At 67.8% G+C, this 22,570-nt stretch carries 19 protein-coding genes and 1 pseudogene; 10 read left to right on the forward strand and 10 right to left on the reverse strand.

Annotated features, from left to right (window positions below; all coding sequences use genetic code 11):
• Nucleotides 1–14: 14 nt before the first annotated feature.
• From AC0662_RS40750 to glnA, 4 genes are all read right to left on the reverse strand, one after another.
• Complete coding sequence (locus AC0662_RS40750; protein WP_452204738.1) at nt 15–860, reverse strand: helix-turn-helix domain-containing protein; 846 nt, start codon at nt 858–860, stop codon at nt 15–17.
• Nucleotides 844–1,359 carry a DUF6879 family protein gene (locus AC0662_RS40755; RefSeq protein WP_452204737.1) on the reverse strand — a complete coding sequence of 172 codons (516 nt, stop codon included), beginning with the start codon at nt 1,357–1,359 and terminating at the stop codon, nt 844–846. The genes AC0662_RS40750 and AC0662_RS40755 overlap by 17 nt, the downstream gene beginning before the upstream one ends.
• Nucleotides 1,360–1,367: 8 nt before the next feature.
• Entirely contained in the window at nt 1,368–1,562 is a 195-nt protein-coding gene (locus tag AC0662_RS40760; protein ID WP_478307368.1) for a hypothetical protein, read from the reverse strand.
• 449 nt (nt 1,563–2,011) lie between these two features.
• Nucleotides 2,012–3,436 carry a type I glutamate--ammonia ligase gene (gene glnA, locus AC0662_RS40765; protein ID WP_452204736.1) on the reverse strand — a complete coding sequence of 475 codons (1,425 nt, stop codon included), beginning with the start codon at nt 3,434–3,436 and terminating at the stop codon, nt 2,012–2,014.
• Nucleotides 3,437–3,625: 189 nt separating this feature from the next.
• On the opposite strand from glnA, the gene AC0662_RS40770 reads away from it, so the two are divergent.
• Nucleotides 3,626–4,087 carry an RDD family protein gene (locus tag AC0662_RS40770; protein WP_452204735.1) on the forward strand — a complete coding sequence of 154 codons (462 nt, stop codon included), beginning with the start codon at nt 3,626–3,628 and terminating at the stop codon, nt 4,085–4,087.
• 1 nt (nt 4,088) lies between these two features.
• Here the strand turns inward: AC0662_RS40770 and AC0662_RS40775 are convergent, their stop codons facing one another.
• From AC0662_RS40775 to lipA, 3 genes are all read right to left on the reverse strand, one after another.
• Nucleotides 4,089–5,372 carry a class I SAM-dependent methyltransferase gene (locus AC0662_RS40775; protein ID WP_478307370.1) on the reverse strand — a complete coding sequence of 428 codons (1,284 nt, stop codon included), beginning with the start codon at nt 5,370–5,372 and terminating at the stop codon, nt 4,089–4,091.
• 100 nt (nt 5,373–5,472) lie between these two features.
• Nucleotides 5,473–6,168, reverse strand: coding sequence for a DUF4191 domain-containing protein (locus AC0662_RS40780; RefSeq protein ID WP_452204733.1), 696 nt, complete (start codon nt 6,166–6,168; stop codon nt 5,473–5,475).
• Nucleotides 6,169–6,186: 18 nt separating this feature from the next.
• The gene (gene lipA, locus AC0662_RS40785) at nt 6,187–7,125 is read right to left on the reverse strand and encodes a lipoyl synthase (protein WP_452204732.1); all 939 of its coding nucleotides are present in this window, start codon (nt 7,123–7,125) and stop codon (nt 6,187–6,189) included.
• A gap of 56 nt (nt 7,126–7,181) precedes the next feature.
• Between lipA and AC0662_RS40790 the strand changes: the two genes are divergently transcribed.
• From AC0662_RS40790 to AC0662_RS40810, 5 genes are all read left to right on the forward strand, one after another.
• Nucleotides 7,182–8,528, forward strand: a complete 1,347-nt coding sequence (locus AC0662_RS40790; protein ID WP_478307373.1) for a sensor histidine kinase — start codon at nt 7,182–7,184, stop codon at nt 8,526–8,528.
• Between the two features lie 14 nt (nt 8,529–8,542).
• Nucleotides 8,543–9,202 carry a response regulator gene (locus AC0662_RS40795; protein ID WP_452204730.1) on the forward strand — a complete coding sequence of 220 codons (660 nt, stop codon included), beginning with the start codon at nt 8,543–8,545 and terminating at the stop codon, nt 9,200–9,202.
• Between the two features lie 123 nt (nt 9,203–9,325).
• On the forward strand, nt 9,326–10,207 hold the full coding sequence (locus AC0662_RS40800) for an ABC transporter ATP-binding protein (RefSeq protein WP_478307375.1): 882 nt from the start codon (nt 9,326–9,328) through the stop codon (nt 10,205–10,207).
• On the forward strand, nt 10,204–11,370 hold the full coding sequence (locus tag AC0662_RS40805) for an ABC transporter permease (RefSeq protein ID WP_478307377.1): 1,167 nt from the start codon (nt 10,204–10,206) through the stop codon (nt 11,368–11,370). The genes AC0662_RS40800 and AC0662_RS40805 overlap by 4 nt, the downstream gene beginning before the upstream one ends.
• Nucleotides 11,371–11,479: 109 nt before the next feature.
• Nucleotides 11,480–12,442: a LysR family transcriptional regulator gene (locus AC0662_RS40810; RefSeq protein WP_452204727.1), complete on the forward strand. Its 963-nt coding sequence runs from the start codon at nt 11,480–11,482 to the stop codon at nt 12,440–12,442.
• Between the two features lie 6 nt (nt 12,443–12,448).
• Here AC0662_RS40810 and AC0662_RS40815 read toward each other — a convergent pair whose 3' ends face one another.
• Complete coding sequence (locus AC0662_RS40815) at nt 12,449–13,531, reverse strand: prolipoprotein diacylglyceryl transferase (protein WP_478307379.1); 1,083 nt, start codon at nt 13,529–13,531, stop codon at nt 12,449–12,451.
• 88 nt (nt 13,532–13,619) lie between these two features.
• Here AC0662_RS40815 and AC0662_RS40820 point away from each other — a divergent pair, with 88 nt between their 5' ends.
• Together AC0662_RS40820 and AC0662_RS40825 are read left to right on the forward strand one after the other, a co-directional pair.
• Nucleotides 13,620–14,930 (forward strand): sulfatase-like hydrolase/transferase, encoded by a 1,311-nt coding sequence (locus AC0662_RS40820; protein ID WP_478307381.1) that lies wholly within the window; start codon nt 13,620–13,622, stop codon nt 14,928–14,930.
• The gene (locus tag AC0662_RS40825) at nt 14,927–16,315 is read left to right on the forward strand and encodes a sulfatase family protein (RefSeq protein WP_478307383.1); all 1,389 of its coding nucleotides are present in this window, start codon (nt 14,927–14,929) and stop codon (nt 16,313–16,315) included. The genes AC0662_RS40820 and AC0662_RS40825 overlap by 4 nt, the downstream gene beginning before the upstream one ends.
• A gap of 2 nt (nt 16,316–16,317) precedes the next feature.
• On the opposite strand, the gene lipB is transcribed toward AC0662_RS40825, so the two are convergent.
• Complete coding sequence (lipB, locus tag AC0662_RS40830) at nt 16,318–17,034, reverse strand: lipoyl(octanoyl) transferase LipB (RefSeq protein WP_452204723.1); 717 nt, start codon at nt 17,032–17,034, stop codon at nt 16,318–16,320.
• Nucleotides 17,035–17,128: 94 nt separating this feature from the next.
• On the opposite strand from lipB, the pseudogene AC0662_RS40835 reads away from it, so the two are divergent.
• Nucleotides 17,129–17,518: pseudogene (locus AC0662_RS40835) on the forward strand (protein kinase domain-containing protein); the annotation flags it as partial.
• Between the two features lie 1,413 nt (nt 17,519–18,931).
• Complete coding sequence (locus AC0662_RS40840) at nt 18,932–19,138, forward strand: hypothetical protein (RefSeq protein WP_452204741.1); 207 nt, start codon at nt 18,932–18,934, stop codon at nt 19,136–19,138.
• Between the two features lie 1,146 nt (nt 19,139–20,284).
• On the opposite strand, the gene AC0662_RS40845 is transcribed toward AC0662_RS40840, so the two are convergent.
• Nucleotides 20,285–22,459, reverse strand: a complete 2,175-nt coding sequence (locus AC0662_RS40845) for an HNH endonuclease signature motif containing protein (protein ID WP_478307385.1) — start codon at nt 22,457–22,459, stop codon at nt 20,285–20,287.
• Nucleotides 22,460–22,570: the final 111 nt, after the last annotated feature.

Below are 22,570 nucleotides of genomic sequence, written 5' to 3' on the forward strand. Positions count from 1 at the left end.
GTTGCGATTAGTTTCTACATCGCGTTCAGCGCGTTGACGATCAGGTCGCGCGCGTCGCGGCCGTATACGGCTGGCTTGCGCAGGGTCTCGAACATTCGCACGTAGAGAGCTATCTCTTGGGGCTGGCTGACCTCGATACCTGCGGTCGGAGTCTCAAGCTTGACGAGCTTGTCATCGAATATCCAGAAGCCAGCAGTGCCGATGACTTCCCGGTCAACTGTGCGGGGCACGATGCCTATCGACACATTCGGCAGGCTTGCGGCGGTCAGCAAGCGGTCGAGCTGGCCGATCATGGTGTCGGTCCCACCGAACCGCGTGTAGAGCGCGGCTTCTTCCAACACAATGGCGAAGGTCTTCGAGCTCTGATACAGGACCGCTTGGCGCTCCATACGTGCCGACACAGATTCGTCAATGTCGTTTTGGATTTCGAGAAAGCGAAACCAGAATTCGAGCATCGCTCGTATGTAGTCGGGTGTCTGAAAGAGTCCCGGTATCGCGTTGTGCTCGTACAGCCGGAAGTGCGTTGTTTGCTGATAGAGCGGGACTGCTGACAACATCAGTTGTTTCATGCCCGAGCGAGCGCGGTGCCGGAACTCCATGTACATGGACTGGATCGTCCGGGCCTGCGCTATCAGGTCGGCTGCCTGGTCTTCCGCGCCGCACGCTGCGCACCATACGCGGATATCTAGATCTGATGGTGTTTGAATGGCATTCTCTAACTTGCTGATGCGCGTGAAATGCCAGCCGGTCGCCTCGGCGAGAGCGCGACCGGTGAAGCCAGCATCTTTACGCAATCCCCGAAGGCGCAGACCTAATGCTTCCTGTGCCTTCCGGGCTGCGCTATTAGGGTTTGTATTCACTATGTGGTGTGGCCAATGCCCAAACTTGTTCAAATGCCGTGCGGCATCGTTGGATATCTTCAGGATCGGTGGAAATCGTGTGAGCGTTCGCAAGACCGTTCCCGCTAAAATGCATGAAAATGACCAGTTCGTCGTCCAGAACGTAATAGTCATTTCCGGGGATCGCGATTGACGAGACGAGCCGTCTAGGTGTCCATCGAATGTCTTCCCCGGCATCTGCAATCGGAGTGAGGACCGTGTAGGCCCAACGTTGGTAGTCGCTCAACGGCTCGGAGACGACCTTTGCGCGCCTGGTCATCGCTCCCGCGTCAACGTGACTGCGGATGTTGCTACACCACGCCTGCAGCCATTCGAGGTCGTCCGGCTCGCCCGCTGCCCATTTCGCCATGTGCGGAAGTTCGGTTTCCGTGCCGTAGGCGTCGCGGGTTTCCAGATGAATAGCGCTCCGCTTGAAGTCGTTCAGCAAGCGCCTGAATTCGTCTAGTGAGATATCCTCCACGGTCCGCCTTACTGGAAGAACTGAATCATGCGGTCGGGGATCTCGACCACAGTTTCCCCGTCAGGGACGTTGAGTGCGGCGAGTGCCTCCGGATCATTGACGACCCAACCTTGTACGACCCAACTTCCCCGATCGGTCTTGTAGAGCGTGGGCGAGTTGTCGGGTACGGACTGCGGGTCACCGGCGACGAGTGTAAGTTTCATGATTTGTCCCCTCGTATTCCGTTGCGAATGATTGCTTGCCCAAGTCTCCTGTTGCTCTGATCGAGCGTCAATGGTTGTTGCGAAAAGTTGCGAGCAGACCTCCGGGCGGCATATCCGACGTACGCGGCGACTGTGGGGGCTGACGGGGCCGGGGTAGCGGAAGCGCTGTGCGGATGCACCCGGCGCCCATGCAGCCCGCCATGAGCGGCCCGTGAGGGCCCCTGTGAGCCTCGTACGGCGCTGCTGGGTTGTCGGGGTGCCAGCTCGGCTAGCTGCGTGCCTGAGGGGCGTTGCGACACGGAAGCCCTTGGGCTGGGTCAACGGAAAGTCAACCGGAGGGGGCCGAACGCATGACAAGGGCCCCTAACCCTTGTGAGGCTAGAGGCCCTTGTTTATAAGGCTTTTCGTGACGGGACCGGACTAGGACCGAAGGGTCCTAAAGCCTGGGCTTAAACGTCGTAGTAGAGCTCGAACTCGTGCGGGTGCGGGCGGAGCTGGATCGGGGCGATCTCCTGCTCACGCTTGAGGTCGATCCAGGTCTCGATCAGGTCGGACGTGAACACGTCGCCCTCGAGCAGGAAGTCGTGGTCGGCCTCGAGGGCGTCGATCACGGCCGGCAGCGAGGTCGGCACCTGGGCGATGCCCGCGTGCTCCTCCGGCGGCAGCTCGTAGAGGTCCTTGTCGACCGGGTCGGCCGGCTCGATCTTGTTGCGGATACCGTCCAGGCCGGCCAGCAGCTGCGCCGCGAAGGCCAGGTACGGGTTCGCCGACGGGTCGGGGCAGCGGAACTCGATCCGCTTCGCCTTCGGGTTCGACCCGGTGATCGGGATCCGGATGCAGGCCGAGCGGTTCCGGGACGAGTAGACCAGGTTGACCGGCGCCTCGAAGCCCGGGACCAGGCGGTGGTAGGAGTTCACCGTCGGGTTGGTGAAGGCCAGCAGCGACGGGGCGTGCTTCAGCAGACCGCCGATGTACCAGCGGGCGGTGTCGGACAGGCCGCCGTACCCGGACTCGTCGTAGAACAGCGGGTCGCCGTTGCTCCACAGCGACTGGTGGCAGTGCATGCCGGAGCCGTTGTCACCGAAGATCGGCTTCGGCATGAAGGTCGCGGTCTTGCCGGCCTCCCACGCCTTGTTCTTGACGATGTACTTGAACTTCATCACGTCGTCGGCGGCCTTGAGCAGCTCGTCGAAGCGGAAGTTGATCTCCGCCTGACCCGCCGTGCCGACCTCGTGGTGGGCGCGCTCGACGATCAGCCCGGAGCGCTCCAGCGCCAGCGTGATGTCGTCGCGCAGCTCGCCGAAGTGGTCGGTCGGCGCGACCGGGAAGTAACCACCCTTGTAGCGGACCTTGTACCCGCGGTTGCCGCCGTCCTCGACGCGGCCCGTGTTCCAGGCGCCGGCGACCGAGTCGATCGAGTAGTGCGCGCCGTTCGCCTTGGTCTCGAACCGGACGTCGTCGAAGACGTAGAACTCGGCCTCGGGGGCGAAGAACGCGGTGTCCGCGATGCCGGTCGACTTCAGGTACTCCTGCGCCTTGCGGGCGATGTTCCGCGGGTCACGCGAGTACGCCTCACCGGTCAGCGGGTCGTGCACGAAGAAGTTGATCACCAGCGTCTTCGCGGTGCGGAACTCGTCGATGTACGCGCTGGTCGGGTCCGGCAGCAGCTTCATGTCGGACTCGTGGATCTGCTGGAAACCGCGGACCGACGAACCATCGAACGCGAGGCCGTCCTCGAAGACCTCGGGCCCGAACGACGACACCGGGACGGTGAAGTGCTGCATGATGCCCGGCAGGTCACAGAACCGGACGTCGACGATCTCGACGCCCTCGTCCTTGACGTAGGCGAGCAGCTCCTCCGCACTGGAAAACATACGTACTCCTAGGGTGGCTCAGAGATTGCATCTGAACGTAGGGCCCGCCGGTTTCTCCGTCATGACCCTGATGTTTCGCGGATGTTACGCCCAGCGTGTCCGCGCTGACCCACTGGTGTACGGCGGTTACGCCCTGAGATATCGCGGCCGCCTTGGGCCGCCTCCGAACGTGTCCGTAGGCTAGACATCATGGCATCATCCCCGGCGAGTGCTGCAGGACCCTCTGAAGAATTCCGTTACCCGGGCAACCGGCTCGGGCTGCCGGAGGAGGGCGCGGGCTCGGTCGCGAGCTGGGGCCGCCGCGTGCTCGCCCTGGTCGTGGACTGGCTGATCGCAGGCCTGATCGCCTCCGCCGTGGTCGGCAAACCGATGTGGGCGGGAGGGAACGACTACAACACCTCGCACCTGGCGATCTTCTTTGTGATGAGCGCCATACTGACCGGCCTGGTCGGCGGCACGATCGGTCACCGGCTGCTCGGGCTGCGGGTGATTCCGGTCCGGGACAAGAAGACCTTCACGGCGCCGGCCGGTCTGCTCGGCGGCGTGATCCGCTCGTTCCTGATCTGCGTGGTGATCCCGGCCGTCGTCTTCGACCGGGACCGGCGCGGTCTCCACGACCTGGCCGCCAAGACCGTCGTCGTACGCCGGTAGTTCAGCGGCGCGTGAGTCGCAGCTGCACGTCGTCCAGGTATCCGGTGCGGAATCCCGCCTCGGAGTACGCGAGGTAGAACTCCCACATCCGCCGGAACGTGTCGTCGAACCCGAGCGCCCCGATCGCCGGCCAGCGCTCGATGAACCGGTTCCGCCAGATCCGCAGCGTTCGCGCGTAGTCCCCGCCGAGATGCCGGACCACTTCGGCGCGCAGGCCGGTGTGCTTCGCGGTCACGTCCTCGATCACCTCGACCGACGGGATCAGCCCACCGGGGAAGATGTACTTCTGCACCCAGGTGAACGTGTTCCGGGTGGCGAGCATCCGCTCGTGCGGCATCACGATCGCCTGTACGACGCCGACCCCGCCCGGCGCCAGCCGCCGCTCGATCGCGTCGAAGTAGACCGGCCAGTACTTCTCGCCGACCGCCTCGATCATCTCGACGCTCAGGACGGCGTCGAACTCACCGATCTGGTCACGGTAGTCACGCAGCGCGACCTGTACCCGGTCGCCGACCCCGGCGTCGGCGATCCGCCGCTGCGCTAGCAGCGCCTGCTGGGAGGCGATCGTGATCGCGGTCACCCAGGCGCCGCGTTGCGCGGCCCGGATCGCCAGGCTCGCCCAGCCGCAGCCGATGTCGAGCACCCGCGACCCGGACTGCACCCCGGCGGCGTCCAGGATCGCGTCCAGCTTCCGCAGCTGCGCATCATTGAGCTCGTCGTACGACGCCGTCGCGAGATCAGCCGCGGCATCGCGAGTGCCGAAGTACGCCGCTGAGTAAGTCAGCGTCGGATCCAAGAACTCCGAGAACATCGCGTTGCTCAGGTCGTAGTGCCGGCTGATGTTCTCGCGCGCGCCGGCCCGGTCGTTCTCCTGCTCGCCGGGCTGCGAGCGGGTGACCAGCCAGCGCAGCGACTGCGCCCACTTGGGCAGCAGGTGCCGGGTCTCCTCGTTGCTGAACCGCTCGGCGAACGGGACCAGCAGGTCGGCCAGGTCGGTGCCCGGCTCCGGGTCCCAGTCGCCGGCCAGGTAGGCCTCGCCGAACCCGGACCCGGCGTCGTGCCCGAGCCGGTCCAGGAACGCGGCCGTCCGGTGCACCCGCATCGCGGGCCCACCGAGCCCGTACGACCGGTTGCTGTCCAGATGGATCGTGGCGGGCAGGTCCTTCGCGATCAGACGGATCGCGGTCGCTGCGCCGTACCGGCGGACCGGGTTGGAGCGCGGACGGGCCAGCGTCGGCCACGTCTCGGTGGCCGGCTGGTGCACCGCCGGCATCAGGTCCGTCATGTCTGCTGTTCCCCTGTAATCCGTCCTGGTCGCACCCTAAGGGCAACCAGCCTCCCCACGGTGCATGCTGAACAGATCAACTGTCCGCATGCCTTTCGGGTTACCGTCCCCGCATCGCCTGCCGGGCGCCCTTCAGGTTGTTCGGCATCGGGCCCTTCGGCATCGGCACCTGCGGCCGGACCGCGTCCAGGGCCTTCAGGCGCTGCAGCAGGTCGGTGATCTCCGACGGCTGCATGACCGCCGGGAGCTTCATCACGTGCTTGGTCAGCTTGCGGATGTCGATCTCGCCCTCGCCCTGCCCGGCGACGATCTGGGTCACCGGCGCGCCGCCCGCGACCCGGCCGTGCTTCTTCGCCTCGGCGGTGAGCAGGTTCTTCACCCGGCTGGCCTGTCCCTCGCCGACCAGCACGATGCCCGGCCGGCCGACCACCCGGTGGACGATGTCGGCGTTCTTGGTGACCGCGATCGCGGGCGTGACGTTCCAGCCGCGGCGCAGCGTCTGCAGCGCGGACGCGGCCGCACCGGCCTGACCCTCGATCTGGCTGTACGCCGCCTTCTCGACCTTCCGGCCGAACACGATCGTGGCGGCCAGGAACCCGAGCGCGACACCGAGCGGGATCCAGATCAGCAGCGGGCCGACCAGCAGACCGCCGACCACGGCGAGCGCTACGACGCCGAGGAAGATCCCGGCGAGCACCCAGCCGACCGTCGGGTCGGACTTCCTGGTCAGCTTGTACGCCGAGGCGATCTGCTTGAGCCGACCGGTCTTCTCTTCGGGGGCGTCGTTCTTGGCCATCTCTAACCCTGTCCCTGGTTATGCCTGGTTGGCGTTCATACGTGACTCGACCGCCTGACGGTACAGCCGACCGGCGCGGTACGAGGACCGTACCAGCGGACCGGACATGACACCGGCGAAACCGATCTCCTGCGCCTCGGAGTCGAGCTCCACGAACTCCTCGGGCTTCACCCAGCGCTCGACCGGGTGGTGCCGCACCGAGGGCCGCAGGTACTGCGTGATCGTGATGATCTCGCACCCGGCCGCGTGCAGGTCCTTCAGCGCCTGACTGACCTCGTCACGGGTCTCGCCCATGCCGAGGATCAGGTTCGACTTGGTGACCAGGCCGTAGTCCCGGGCCTGGGTGATGACGTCCAGGGAGCGCTCGTAGCGGAAGCCGGGGCGGATCCGGCGGAAGATCCGCGGCACCGTCTCGACGTTGTGCGCGAACACCTCGGGCCGCGAGGAGAACACCTCGGCGAGCTGCTCGGGGACCGCGTTGAAGTCCGGCGCGAGCATCTCGACACCGGTGCCCGGGTTCAGCTCGTGGATCTGCCGGATGGTCTCGGCGTACAGCCAGGCGCCGCCGTCGTCCAGGTCGTCGCGGGCGACACCGGTGACGGTCGCGTACCGCAGGCCCATGGTGCGGACCGACTCGGCCACGCGGCGCGGCTCGTCACGATCCAGCGCCTCGGGTTTGCCGGTGTCGATCTGACAGAAGTCACAGCGCCGGGTGCACTGGTCGCCGCCGATCAGGAAGGTGGCCTCGCGGTCCTCCCAGCATTCGAAGATGTTCGGGCAGCCGGCTTCCTGGCACACCGTGTGCAGTCCCTCGGACTTCACCAGCTTCTGCAGTGCCTGGTACTCCGGGCCCATCTTGGCGCGAGTCTTGATCCACTCGGGTTTGCGCTCGATCGGGGTCTCCGCGTTGCGCACCTCGAGCCTGAGCAGCTTCCGTCCTTCTGGGGCGATCGTCACGCCCTCCAGGGTACGCGTCCCGGGTCAGGCGTGTTTCACCCGTAGGGTGATGAGCTATGTCCACCGTTGAGCTGCGTTCGGATGCCGAACCGGGCAGTCCACCGGCGTCCGGTCCGGCGGTCCGCGGCTGGACCCGTCCCGTGCCGACGGCCCGCGAGCAGCGGTACGACGTACTCCTGGGGCTCGGGATGGCGCTGGCGGCCGTGCTCGGGACGGAGTTCGCCCGCGGCAGCTGGCCGTCGCACGTCAGCCTCGGGATCTGGGGTGTTGAGCCGTACGTGCTGAGCGCGGCGATCGCGCTGCCGCTGTGTTTCCGGCGCCGGTGGCCGATCCCGGTGCTGCTGATCGTGGCGGTGCTGTTCGTGGTGAACGGGGAGCGCGCGCTGTTCGCGTACCAGGGCAACCTGGTCACCCAGTCGGCGATGTTCATGGCGATCTACGCGGCGGTGGCGTGGGCGCGGGACCGGCGGCTGATGAAGGGCGCCGTCGCGCTGGTGTTCGTGGCGATGTTCGGCTGGCTGACGATCAACTTCGTCGAGGCGCTGCGGGCGAACGCGATCGAGGGGCCGAACCACGCACTGTTCTCGCCGTACGTGTCGAACGTGATCATCACCGTCTCGCTGAACGTCCTGTACTTCTTCGGCGCCTACTTCTGGGGCCGGACCGCGTGGCGGACCGCCCGGCAGCGGTTCGAGCTGGAGCAGCAGGCGACCGAACTGGCCGCGCAGCAGGACGCGAACTCGCGGCGCGCGGTGATCGACGAGCGGCTGCGGATCTCCCGTGAACTGCACGACGTCGTTGCCCACCACATCAGCAGCATCGGCATCCAGGCCGGTGGCGCGCGCCGCGTGATGGACACCGATCCGGAGGCCGCGAAGGGCGCGCTGAACGTGATCGAGGAGTCCAGCCGGAGCGCCGTGAACGAGATGCGGCAACTGCTCGGCATGCTCCGCGCCGCGGACCCGGACATCGACGTCAGTACGCCGGACCCGAAGACGCCGCAGGCGGGCGCCGACCGGCTGCCGGCGCTGATCGCGGACGCGAACAGCCAGGGCCTGGAGGTCGGCTTCCACCAGATCGGCGCGCCGGCGGAGCTGCCCAAGACCGTCTCGGTGTCGGTGTACCGGATCGCGCAGGAGGCGCTGTCGAACGTCCGGAAGCACTCGACGGCACGCAGCGCGCACCTGACGCTGCGGTACCTCGGTGAGACCGTCGAGCTCGAGGTCATCGACGACGGCCGCCCGAAGCACGCGCCGGTGGGCAGCCGGCTCGGTCACGTCGGCATCCGGGAGCGGGTCGCGCTGCTCGGCGGCGAGAGTGAGATCGGCCCACGGCCCGTGGGAGGATTCCGGGTCCGGGTCCGGATCCCGTTGGACCCGCAAACCTTTGGAAGGGACACGTAATGGGGGAGACACCCATGCGGGTGTTGCTCGTCGACGACCAGGACCTGGTCCGCGCCGGGTTCCGGATGATCCTGTCGGTCGAGCCGGACATCGAGGTGATCGGCGAGGCCTCGGACGGCGAGAAAGCGATCGAGCTGGCGCTGGACCTGCGGCCGGACGTCGTCCTGATGGACGTCCAGATGCCCGGGATGGACGGTATCTCCGCCACCCAGCGGATCGTTGCCGAGGACGCCGGCAAGGTCGTCATCCTCACCACGTTCGACCGCGACGACTACCTGTTCGAGTCGCTCGGCGCTGGCGCCAGCGGGTTCCTGTTGAAGAACACCGCCCCCGAGGACCTGGTCGAGGCGATCCAGGTCGTGCACTCCGGTCACGCCCTGCTCGCCCCGGAGGTCACCCGCCGCGTGATCAAGCGCTTCGCCGGCGGCGGCGAGCGGGTCTACCGTCCCGATCTCCTGGCCGACCTCACCGATCGCGAACGCGAGGTCCTCAGCCTGATCGCCCGCGGTCTGACCAACACCGAGATCGCGACCCAGTTGTTCGTCGGCGAGGCCACGGTCAAGACCCATGTCTCCCGGGTGCTGCTGAAGCTGGGGCTCCGCGACCGCGTGCAGGCGGTCGTCTTCGCGTACGAGTGCGGTCTGGTCACCCCTGGAGACGACACCTCTGCCTGATCCGTCCGTCCCGCGGATGACCTCGGTGATCACCCTCTCGACCGACGTGTCGGTAGCGGTCGGTTGACTAGCTTGGTCAGGGTCGGGCGCAGGCCCGGCCTGACCTGATGGGAACGGTGACACATGCTCAGGGTGGACGGGCTCACCCGGCGGTTCGGTGATCATCTGGCACTGGACGACGTGACCTTCGACGTCGTACCGGGACGGATGACCGGGTTCGTCGGGGCCAACGGGGCCGGGAAGACGACGACGATGCGGATCATCCTCGGCGTCCTGGCCGCGACCGCGGGCGAGGTGCGGTGGAAGGGTGAGCTGCTGACCCAGGACGTCCGCCGGGACTTCGGCTACATGCCCGAGGAACGTGGGCTGTACCCGAAGATGAAGATCCGCGACCAGTTGGTGTTCTTCGGCCGGCTGCACGGGCTCGACCCGGATCGGGCCGGCGAGCGGACCGACAAGATCCTCGAGCGGCTCGGGCTCGCCGAGCGCGCCACCGACGTACTCGAGATGCTGTCGCTGGGCAACCAGCAGCGGGTGCAGATCGCGGCCGCGCTGGTGCACGAGCCGATCGCGCTGGTGCTGGACGAGCCGTTCAGCGGCCTCGACCCGTTGGCCGTCGACGCGATGGTCGATCTGCTCCGCGAGGAGGTCACGCCGGAGGTGCCGGTGCTGTTCTCGAGTCACCAGCTCGACCTGGTGGAGCGGTTGTGCGACGACCTGGTCGTGTTGTCCCGGGGCAAGGTCGTTGCCGCGGGCTCCGTTGCGGATCTCTCGGCCGGGCCCACGTCGACGTACCGCCTGGTGGTCGATGGTGACGCCGGCTGGCTGCGGGACGTGCGGGGGATCACCGTGCGCGATGTGGCCGGCGGTACGGCGCTGTTCGACGTACTGGATGGTGCTTCGGAGCAACAGATTCTGCAGGAGGCGATCAGCCGCGGGACGGTCCGTGAGTTCGGGCCGGAGCGGGTGGCGTTGAGCGACGTCTTCCGGGAGGCGACCCGATGAACTCGTTGGACAGGCCGTGGGTGCTCATCGCGGAGCGCGAGATCAGCACGAAGCTGCGGGACAAGACCTTCATCGGCTCGACGGTGGTGATGCTGTTCATCGTGATGGTCGCGGTGATCGTGCCCGCGGTCCTCGCGGGTCGCGGCGGTACGGACAAGATCGCGGTGATCGACGACAGGGGCGCGAAGGTCGTGCAGCAGGCGTCGACGACCAAGGGGGACGACGGCTACGAGGTGAAGCGGGTCGCCGACCGGGGGGCCGCCGAGCAGGCGGTCACTGACGGCGACGTCAAGGCCGCACTGCTGCCAGGCGACGACGGATACGTAGTCCTCGGCAAGGATCGGGTCGACTCGAGCATCGAGAGCGCGTTGCGCGAGGCCGCCGCCTCCGTTGGTATGGAGACGAACGCCGGCAAGGCGGGCCTGACGCCCGCGGAGCTGCACGCCGGCACCAAGGTCTCGTTGCAGTTGCTGAAGCCCGGCCCGCTGCCGGACATCGTCTCGGACTTCGTGAACATCGGGCTCGCGCTGGTGTTCTACATGACCGCGCTCGGCTTCGGGATGATGATCGCGCAGAGCGTCGTCCAGGAGAAGGAGAGCCGGGTCGTCGAGATCCTTGCGGCCGCCGTACCGATCCGGTCGCTGCTGTGGGGCAAGGTGCTCGGCAACACGGTGCTGGCGCTTTCGCAGATCGTCGTCATCGCGGCGGCGTCGCTGATCGGGCTGCTGGCCACGGATCAGGCCGACATCCTCGAGGTGGTCGCACCGGTCGCCGGGTGGTTCGTGGTGTTCTTCGTGCTCGGGTTCGTGGCCCTGGCCGGGCTCTGGGCGGTCGCCGGCTCGCTGGCGACGCGGCAGGAAGATCTCGGGTCGACCACGCTGCCGGGGCAGATGATCCTGATGATCCCGTTCTTCTTCTCGGTGTTCGCCGGGTCGTCGGCCAAGACGGTGGCGTCCTTCGTCCCGATCGCGTCGTCGATGTCGATGCCGGGCCGGATGCTCACCGAGGACGTGCCGATCTGGCAGCCGCTGGTCGCGATCGCGCTGCTGCTCGGCGCCACGGTGCTGATCATCCGGCTGGGGGCCCGGCTGTACGAGCGGACCCTGCTGCAGACCGGCCGCCGGCTCGGTTACCGCGAGGCGCTGGCGCTCAGAGCGTCGTAGCACATCGTCACAGCCGGGCCCGGCGTTACAGATCCGGGCCGGGCTGTGACGAAACCGCAATGTAGGGCGCCTGTGAGCTGTGCGTAGACCTCGACTACGGTCTCAACGCATGAACGTTGAGCTGCGTCATCTGCGGGTGGTGGTCCTGGTCGCCGAAGCGGGGTCCGTCGGTCGGGCCGCCCGCTGGCTCAAGGTCAGCCAACCGAGCCTGACCGCGCAGCTGAAAAGGATCGAGGCGGCGTTCGGCGGTGAGCTGTTCGAGCGCTCCCGCACCGGCGTCACCCCCACACCGCTCGGCCGGTACGCCGTGGATCGCGCGCGAGCGATCCTGGTCGACGTCGACCACCTGTCCGCGACGGTGTCCGCGATGACCGCGGTCGAGTCATCAGCGGTTCGGCTCGGCGGGTTCCCGACCGCGCCGATGTCCGGGATCGCGTCCCGGCTCCGCGACCACGGCGAGATCGAGCAGGTCAGCATCGAGGTCGAGTGGTCCACCAGCGTACTGCTGCAGCAGCTGGAGAGCGGTCGGCTGGACTTCGCACTGCTCCGGGAGTTCCCGGGGTTCGAGCTGCGGCTGCCGGCCGGGGTCGAGGCCATCACGGTCGTCGAGTCCGAGTCGGCGTACGTCGTCTTGGCAGCGGACCACCCGGTGGCCGCACGCACGCGTGGTGAGGTCGACCTGGCCGCGCTGTGCGACGAGGAATGGATCGGGGAACCGCCGGACGACAGCGGGTTCCACGTGCTGTTCCGGGCCGCGTGCGAAGCGGCCGGGTTCCAGCCGAAGGTCGAGCACCACTCGGTCGACACCTCGGTACTGATGGGGTTCGTGACGAGTGGTCAGGGCGTCGCGCTGATCTCGCCGACGTCGTACCGGATGCTCTCCTCGGACGTCACCACGCGGACGCTGGCGGGTGACCCGATCCACCGAAAGCTGGTGCTCGCATGGAGCGCCGACTCACCGCGGGCGCAGATGTCGGGCGACGTGCTGGAGATGGCGAGCGCGGCGTACGACCAGGCGATCACCGAGCATGCGCGGCGGGATCAGCACCAGCAGCGCATGCACGTCGCGTGAGGGTTCTTACGCCGGCTTGACGACCGGGTTCTCGAAGGCGAGGTGGAACTCGCCGGTGTCTTCGGGGTCTTCCATCCGCTCGCGGTACTGAGAACCCACCTGCTCCTTGGGAGTCACCTTGGGAGCGGCTTCCTTGGTCGCCTTGGTTTCGTCGGCGGCTTTCGGGGCCTCGGGCTGCTTGGGTTCTTCGGCCTTCGGTGCTTCGGCCGGCTTGGGGTCCGTGGCCTTCGGTTCCTCGGCCTTGGGCTGCTCGACCGGCTTCGGGGCCTCGGCGGCCGGTGCCGGGGCGACTACTGTCTCGTCGTCGCCGGAACTGTTGCTCTCGGCATCGGGTCCTGGGAACGGCTGGGTGTGCTCGAGCTCGTTCTCCGGCTCCACCTCGGCGTCGACTTCGGCGTCGGGCTCGGCATCGGGCACGGCCGCGGCGTTCGACTCGACAACGGCGGTCGGTTCGGCATCGTTGTTCGGTTCGATCGGGAACTGGCGGGTCGGCTCATCGGCCTGGTTCCGCGGCCGTACCGGCTCGGGCTCCGGCTCGTCGAACAGGTCGTCGTACGAGGTGTGGCTCTCGTACGCCGGCGGCGCGGGCTGATAGGTGCTCCCGGCAACCGGGTACACCGCCGCGGCGTCGGCGTCCTGCTGCGCCTGCACGGCCTCCTGCTCGCGCTGCAGTCGCTCGGCCTCGGCCCGCTCCCGGCGCCGCCGCTGCGCGCTGCGGACGATCAGCTGGATCCCGTACACCAGCGAGATCACCCCGAGGATCGGGACGACGCCGTTGAGGGTGTACTGCTTCGACCCGTCGATCATCCCGGTGGTCACCCCGGGGACGTCGTTCAGGAAGTTCGTGGTCCGGTTGGGGATCCAGAGCCAGCAGTAGACCAGCGTGCCGAAGGCGGCGAAGGCCCCCAGCGCGCCGGCGCCGGAGAAGTACGACACCACGGCCCAGAAGATCAGCGCGCCGATGCCGTAGGCAAGCGCCATCTCCTTCGCGTTCAGCTCGATACCACCCGGTGCGGCGAGCACTCCGAACACGGCCGGGCCGGCCAGTGCAACGGCTACGCCGAGCAAGAACCCAAGAAATTTGGACACACCCCCAAGGTAGCGACGATCTGCCGTCACACCCTGCAGACACTTCGGCACGACGCGGACAGGCAACCGCTTGCCTAAGGTAGGAGCCATGCGCCGTCCGAACATCGTCGTGATCCTGTCCGACGAGCACACCGCCGCCGCGGCCGGCTGGGCCGGTCATCCGCACATCCACACCCCGCATCTGGATCGCCTGGCCGCACAGGGCGTTTCGTTCGACCGTGCGTACACCAACAGCCCGATGTGCGTCCCGTCCCGGCTCTCGCTGCTCTCAGGCCAGTACGTGCACCAGATCCAGGCGTGGGACAACGGCGTGATCCCGGGCCCGTCGTACCGCACCTGGGGCCACCATCTGCGCGACGCCGGCTATACATCGGTCATCGCTGGCCGGACCCACTTCAACGGACCAGACCGCTTGCTGGGCTTCGACCGGCGTCTCACCGACGACCTGGACTTCTGGGTCGACCACAGTGGCCGCCCACCCCGCCGTACGCCGGACTGGCGGCGGCCGTCGAACTCCCACGTCACCGAGCAGGGAGCGGGCGGCCACGTCCACACCGACCACGACGTCGCAGCCACGGACGCCGCACTGGACTTCCTGCGCGCACCAGGCGAGGATCCGTTCCTGCTGTACGTCGGCTACATGCACCCGCACTTCCCGTTGGTCGCACCAGCGGAATTCCGCGCGCTGTACGACACAGCCGACGTCGAACTGCCGTCCGTCGCCGACGAGCAGCACCCGGTGATCTCGCTACTGCGTCACGGCTTCCGCAACGACGAGCCGATCACCGAGGAGCAGATCCGCGAGGCGACTGTCTGCTATTGGGCGCTGATCAGTCACTTGGACCATCAGATCGGTCGGCTGCTGGAGGCGGTGCCGGACGACACAGTGGTCATCTACACCAGTGACCACGGCGAAATGGCCGGCCACCAGGGCATCTGGCAGAAACAGTGCTTCTACGAGCCCGCCGTACGCATCCCGATGCTGCTACGCCATCCAGCGCTGCAGCCAGGCCGGAGCGACGCACACGTCAGTCTGGTCGATCTGCTCCCGACACTGCGCGACATCGCCGGACTGGCTCCCGACTCAGGTCTGCCCGGTCACACGTTGATGGAGCCGCTGGACCGGCCCGTGCTGGCGGAGTACCACGCGCAGGGGATGGTCGACGGGGGCTTCATGCTCAAGTCGGGGCCGTGGAAGTACTGCTACTACGGCGCTGCGCAGACACCGCAGGTCTTCAACGTCGAAGACGATCCACTCGAGCTGCACGACCTCTCCGGTGATACGGCTCTGGTGCGGCGGCTGGATGCCGAGATGAGATGGCTGCTGGACCCCGACGCGACCGACGCCCGGGCGAAGGCCGACCAGGCAGCCCGGATGGCTGCCACCACGAGAGGATGAGCTCCTTGTCCGTCCCGAACATTCTGCTGATCGTGTCCGACGACCACGGGTACGCCGACCGCGGTGCGCTCGGCGTACACCCCGAGGTACACACTCCAGCGCTGGACCGGTTGGCTGCAGAGGGAGTGAGCTGCTCCGACGCGTACGTGACCGCGCCGATCTGCAGTCCATCGCGTGCGGCGATCATCTCCGGGCGGTACCAGCAGCGGTGGGGCGGTCAGTGGTTCGACTCGGCCGAGTTCCCGCCGGACGACGTACCGACGCTGGCGGAGATCCTGCAGGGGCAGGGGTATCGGACGGGGTACTTCGGCAAGGTGCACTACGGTCCGGAGAAGGTGGGGGACAGGGCGTGTCCGCCGCACCACGGGTTCGAGGAGACGCTGTACGGGCTGGCGGGGCAGTCGTTCGGGCGTTTGAACTATCTGCATCACTCCGAGGACGCGGTGGCGTCGTACGGTCAGCCGGCCGCGCACCACATGGCCGTGCAGCCGTTGCTGTCGGGGGACGCACCGGTGGAGCACGAGGGCTTCCTGACCGCCGAGTTCGGGCGGCGGGCGGCCGAGTTCATGGAGACTGAGGACGAGCGGCCGTACTTCTGCATGGTGGCGTTCAACGCCGTCCACAACTTCTGCTGGCAGCTGCCGGAGTCCGAACTGAAGGCCCGCGGCCTGCCCGCCTTCAACGACTGGTCCCCAGACACGGACGGGGCCTTCGGAGAGTGGTACGACGATGCGATCGTGCCCAACCTGCCACACGGGCGGGAGTACTACCTCGCGCAGTTGGAGCTGATGGACGCGGAGATCGGGCGGCTGCTGGACGCCGCGGGCGACGACACGATCGTCGTGTACGTGACCGACAACGGTGGTTCGACCTGCAATTTCGGCGACAACGCTCCGTTGCGCGGGACGAAGTACACGCTGTGGGACGGCGGGATCCGGATCCCGATGATCTGGCGCTGGCCAGGACAGCTGCCGGCGGGTCGTCGTACGGACGCACTGGTCAGCACGATGGACCTGGTCCCGACGCTGGCCACTGCCGCTGGTGCGAGCGTTGACGGGGTCGACGGAATCGACGTGCTCCCGACACTCGTCGGCGACTCCGATGGCGAGCACGACGCCCTGCACTGGGATTGCGGGTTCCAGTGGGCGGTGCGGTCAGGGCCGTGGAAGCTCAGCTGGGTCGGCGACGACGCCAACACCCAGCACCTGCGGGACTACGAGCACGCGCCGATGGGGGAGGGGTGGTTCCTCGCGAACCTGACCGACGACATCGGCGAACAGACCAACCGGTTCGACGAGGAGCCAGAGCTGGTGGCCCGCCTGCACGAGTTGCACACCGCGTGGCGGGCCGAAGTCGGTCTGAAGGGTCAGACCGTCAGCCCGTAAGTTCAGACGGTCAGCCCGTAGGTGATGGCCGTCGGGGGCTCCTCGTGGTGGTCGATGTCCGGGCTGCGCTCGTACTCGTCCCAGGCGAGGAGCTCGCCGAGGTGCCGCCGTACCGGATCGAGGACCTCGGCGATCGTCACCTCACGACCGAGCTCCTTCGACAGCGTGGTCACATCGGCGTCCGAGATGCCGCACGGGACGATCCGGTCGAACCAGGCCAGGTCGTTGTTGCAGTTCAGCGAGAAGCCGTGCATCGTGACGCCCTGCGCGACCCGGATGCCGATCGCGGCGATCTTCCGCTCCCGGCCACGGTCGTCGGCCGCCACCCAGACTCCGCTGCGACCCTTGACCCGGCCGGTCTTCACCCCGAGCTCGGCGCAGACCGCGATCAGCGCCTCCTCGAGCCGCCGGACGTAGTCGACGACGTACACGTGGGAGGCGAGCTTCACGATCGGATAGCCGACCAGCTGGCCGGGGCCGTGCCAGGTGATCTTGCCGCCGCGGTCGACGTCCACCACCGGGGTGCCGTCCATCGGGCGCTCGTGAGGTTCGGTGCGCTTGCCCGCCGTGTACACCGGCGGGTGCTCGAGCAGGATCACCGTGTCCGCCCCGGTGCCGTCGGCAACGTCCGCGTGCAGGCGCCGCTGCTCCGCCCACGCGGTCTCGTAGTCCACCGCGTCGGCTCCGAAACCCGCTTCCACGTACCTGATCGCCGTCACGCCTTCGAGTGTAGGCGGCGCCTGATCACGGCCGGCGCCCTGGGCTGTGGATAACTCTGACGGGCGAGGTCGCGATCGGTGCATCCTCTTGGGCATGGACCTCGCAGACATCGCCGGTTACAGCCTCCGCCGGAAGCTCGGGTCCGGATCGGTCGGCACCGTCTGGCAGGTCCGTGACCGTGCGACCGGCCGCAACGCCGTGCTCAAACACATCCCGATCGGCGCGTTCCCCGACCCCCGGAGACTGCGCGAAGACCTCAGCATGCTCACCCGCGTCCGCCATCCGCACATCGCCCGGCTGCTCGAGTTCCGCGAGACCGAGACCGCCTGGATCCTGGTCAGCCAGCACCTCCTGGCCGGCAGCCTCGCCGCCCTCCTGCAACGCCGCGGCCCACTGTCCAAAGGCGAGCTCGTCACCCTCCTGACCCCACTCTCCGAGGCCGTCGACCACCTCCACACCCAGGGCCTGACCCACGGCGCCATCACCCCCGCCAACGTCCTCTTTGACGCCGACGGCCGCCCGGTTCTGACCGACGCCACCCTCCACCCCGGCCACCCCGCCGCCGACCTCCGAGCCCTCTCCGCGTTGGCCCAGTCCACCGGCACCACCCCCAAGCTCTTCATCCCCGACCTCTTCCTCACCACCCCACCCAAAGCCCTCCCCGCCCACCTACTGGCCCTCTCTTCCCCCGCCCCCATCTCTCTGGGGTCCATAGACGATCCCGCGGCCTCCGCAGAGCCCCCCACAAGATCCGCCGCGCCCCAGACCGAGCTCACGACCCAGCCGCCCCCGCCTGTCCATGGCCCAGCGCAGGCAACCTCTCACCCCTCTCGTGCCGTTGCCCCGGCTACGCCTGTCGCACCTGCCGCAGCACACACCGACCCCAGCAATAGCCCGTCCGCCAGCGCTAGCCCAGCGGCCAGCGCTAGCCCAGCGGCCAGCGCTAGCCCAGCGGCCGGCACTAGCCCGGCGTCTAGCGCTAGCGCGGCGGCCAGCACTCGACCGGCCTCCGGTGCTCGACCGGCTCGCAGCGCTAGCCCGGCTCGCAGCGCTAGCCCGGCTCCCGGCGCTCGCCCGGCGATCTCACCTGTCGCTCCCGAAGGCTCAGCCACAACACCTCACGGCACACCCCGAGAGCCGGGTGCCGCGCCTCACGTCGCACCCGAAGCCCCCTTCACAACCCCGTATGTCCCCTCCATAGCCCCTTCCTCGAGTCGGACAGACGATTCGGACGACGAGGACCCGATCGCACTCGCACGGTCGCCACTCGCAGCACCCCCGCCCAAGCCACCCACCTCACCGCCCACCCAACTGCCGCGCCCCCACCCCTCGGCCCCATCCGCCAAGTCAGGTTCGAAGCGCACCCGCCCCTGGCGCCGCACCCAGACCCGCCGAGCTCACGCCCTCCGAGGCCTGCGCCGCCTCCCACGCCCTACCCCAGGCCCGCTGGTAGCAGCCGCCCTAGGCGCAGTCATAGTGCTCACCCTCGGCTCAGCCATCATCCGCACTCTCGACACCCCAGCCCCGGCTTCAGCTCAAGCCGACCCAACAACCCGCCAAACCACCAGCGCCCAACCAACGACGTCCACACAACCGACGACGTCCAGTCAACCGACGACGTCGGCGCAACCGACCACGTCGCAACCCAGGCCTTCGCGATCGCAGTCCCGGTCGTCGACCTCTCCACACCCTCCCCAGCCCACCATCGCAACGGCAGACCCGATCGTCTGGGCTCAAACCCTCCACGCCCTCGACGCCCAACGAGCCCAAGCATTCTGGACCCTCGACCTCGCCGCCCTCGACGACATCTACGTCCCCGGCAGCTCACCCTGGCGCGCCGACCGCGCCCTGATCGAGGCCTACCGCCGGCAAAACGTCCGAATCCAAGGCCTGCAGATGAAGATCGACAGCACCACGGTCGCCCGCCGTACCGCAACCAGCATCACCCTGAAGACCACCGACCACCTCACCGCAGGCCAAGCCATCGACGACACCGGCACCAAAACCGCGCTCCCACCAGGCACCCCAACGGCAAGGCTGATCACCCTGACCGCATCCCCAACAACCCAGGCCTGGCGCATCAGCGCCATCACCAAAGCCTGAAACCGCGGAAGCCGTAGTTGCCGATCGACATGACCCGCGATCTGGCGGCTAACCCGCCGAACCACGTCGTTCCATCGAACCCAGAGATGTTGAGACGACCAGGAGTCAGGGCGAGTCTGGGAGTCCGGGGCAGTCCGGGAGTCCAGGCCAGTCCGAGAGTCAGGCCAGTCCTAGAGCCAACGCTAGCCCGAGAGCCAACGCCAGCCCGAGAGCTGGTCCCGATCGCTGTGCAGGACTTCGCAGGCTGGCCAGAGCTCCGGCGTTTGGCTACCGCCAGGGAGCCAAACGAACCGAGCTGGCCAGAGTCACCGACGACGAGTTGCTCCGCGTGGAGGCCTTGGGCTGAAACCCGCCGCCTGTGCACGGCCGCCGCGAACCGGACGGCATCTCGCTGACCGAGCGGACGACGGCTCGATCCACTCGTACCCCAGCTCGGCCGAGCTGAGTCCGCCATGAACACTGCCCGAGCAGGTTCGGCTTGCGGCGACAGACTGTTCTGCTGCGTACCAGCTCACCGTTCCCGGTGACGTTGGACCATGCGGATCACTCGCAGCTCGTGGTCAACGTGCGACCCGTGCGAGCTTGCGGCCTTTGCCTTCTGTCTCCCAGCGACTCTGGTTCCAGCCGACGAACTGGCTCCCGCGGTGAAGGCGTTTGCGCGCGCCCACGATGTTCTGTCGGCTCCAGGAGGCGGACGACGCTCCCTCTGGAGAGCGCGGGGATAAGCAGGCCACCGTGTTGAGCGCTGGAGATTTGGTTGGACGTAGCTGTTGCGAATCGGTGTTCGGCCGAGACCAATAGCTGTGGCCAGCCACGAGCATCGGGTGTATCAACGCGGCCCGGGGCAGCGGGTGTCGCCGGGAGTGGTGCGTGTAGTCACCTGGCGATGGGCGCAGTCGACGAAGGGCAGCGCAGATACGGCGCCCGTGCGGCGAGCGGCTGTACCGGTCGACCAGTTCGAGGTGCCGCACGAGCCGCGCCAGCTCGGGAAGCCGTAGCTGCGGACGACGCTGCGGGGCAAACCAATCCGCCTTGGCTGGCGACGGATGGCTCAGAGCGGCGGTGCATCAGAACACAGGTGCATCAGAACAGAGGTGGCTCAGAAGAGCGGTAGCTCGAAGCTGTGGTGGCTCGGAGCGGTGGGGGTCAGAACAGTGGGGGATCGGCTGCTGGGCGCCGTGTGTTCGGCGGAGTGGATTGTGTCTGCTGCTTGGTCGGTGGACCGCCGGGGTGCTCGTCTCCGAGCCCTGGAGTCGGCGGGCGGCTTCGAAGGGTGGAGCGGTGGGCTTTAGCGGTGTGGCCGTGGGCTTGGGCGGTGGGGCTGTGGGCGGTGGGGCTGTGGGCGGGGTGGGTTGGAGTGGCGGCGGCTGTGGCAGCTGGTGTGGCAGCTGGTGTGGGAGCGGTGGGGTGGGTTGGGGTGATGGGGCCTTGGGCGGGTGGGACTGTGGTGTAGCGGTGGCCGGTGGGAGAGGTGAGGGTTACGGAGCCGTCGGGGGTGGTTGTGGTGCTCCACTTCCAGGCGGGGTTGTCTTTGATGACGTGGTGGTACTCGCAGTAGGGCACTAGGCCGGCGAGGGTTGTTTGGCCGGACTGGGCGAAGGGGGTTGCGTGGTCGCGGTCGCATTCGCGGGAGGTGCGGTTGCAGCCGGGCCAGGCGCAGACGGGGTGGCGGGCGAGGAGGGTTTCGGTGACGACGGTGCCGGGGTCGTGGCGGGTGGTGGCGGCTTCTAGGACCGTGCCATTGGTGGGGTCGGTGAGGAGCCGGCGCCAGGTGCCGTCGGTGGCGATTCGGCGGGCCATGTCGGCGGGGATGGGGCCGTAGCCGGTTAGCTCGCAGGGGTTGTCGTCCATGTCGAGCAACGTGGTGATTGGGGTGAGAACCTCGATGTGTGGGCGTCGGCGGTGGCGATCGGGGAGTCTGCGGCCGAGCCAGTCGAGTCCGTTGTGGAGCATGTGGGCGAACAGGTCGGTGATGACGTCTGCGCGTCGTTGTTCCGCGGTGCGTTGGTCGCGGTCGGGGTCACCTGGTGTCGTGCCAGCCGGGTTGCCTGCTGGGCGCTCGCTCGAGGCTGTGTCATCTGCCGTGGCGGTCGCGCGGTGCGTGCTGGAGGCGTTGTGATCGGTTGCGGCGGCGTAGGCCCGTTCGCGGAGGAGGCCGTGATCGGCGCGGGTAGTCGCGGCCTGTTCGGTGGGGACGTCGTGATGGGCGCTGGTGGCGGCGGCCTGTTGGCTGGGGACGTTGTGAGCGGCAGCGGTGGCGGGGGCTTGTTCGGTAGCGGCGGCGCGATTACTGGTGGTGCGTGTGGGGTGCTTGCCGAGGGTGCTGTCATCGGCTGGGGCTGTGTCGAGCCGCTCGGTGGAGGCCGCGTCGTCGAGGGAGGCCGTGTCATCGGTTGTGGTCACGCCGAGGCGCTCGCTGATGTGGCGCTCGCTGCTGGGGTGCTCGCCGGGGAGCGTCGCGCTGGGTGGGGTCGCGTTTGACGGGGTCGCGGTGGGGTGGGGCGCGGTGGGGTGAGTGGTGGACGCGGAGGGAGGTGGGGTGCCGCGTTTGGATAGGTCGGACATGGCTTGGATTACGACCCACATTTGTTGGATCTTGTCGGCGGTGTGGACTACCCAGAGGCCGGCCATGCCGTCGGTGAGCGGGACGACTTTGCAGGTGCGTTCGGTGAGGGCGGCGCGGTGGCGGTCTGCGGCGTCGTGGGCGGTGTGTTTGGCGACCTGGCGGCGCAGGGATTCGCGGAGGTTGCGGTGGGTTTGTCCGGGGGCGCGGCGCAACACGTGGGCCTCGACGGCTTGGGCGGCGGTGTCTGGGAGTGGGCGGGTGGCCTCGGAGATTGCGAGGGCTTTCGACCAGGTCAGGGCGCCGCAGCGCAACGCGGTGTGGGTCGCGGACAGCGTGCCTGTCAGGTGCAGGGCAGTGTCGATGTGGCGGGCGGCGGTCGGGTGCGACAACTTGAGTGCGGCTGCGATCTCGGCGGTCCAGGAGCGTTCTGGATCGATGGGGCGGCCGGAGGAGTCGAGGCCGTGTGGGCGCGGTAGGTCGCGGGCTTGGGCCTTGCGCTGACGCCAGAAGGAGGCGATCGCGGCGGATTTGATCGAGGCCGCCCAAGCTTCCATTCGGGTAGCGGCTTTCATCAGCTCGATCAGGGCGACAGGTGTCTCGTATTGAGGGCGCACCGGTTCCAAGGCAGCGGCTAGTTCGGCGCCTGGCGGGAGGAGTACCCAGGGTGGGGCCGTACGGCGGAGCATCTCGCGCTCGGCCTCGTCCTGGTCGGCGGCGGCCCACATCTCCCAGTCCAGTTCGTCGACGCGCGACATGGGCGGGAAGTCGTCGTACAGGTCCTCCTCGGAGAGGTACCGCGGAGGGTTCGGGTCGTCAGGCCAGTGCAGGTCGTCAGGCCAGTACAGGTCTTCGGGTGGAGTGGCCGC

Source organism: Kribbella sp. NPDC043289 (assembly GCF_056436705.1).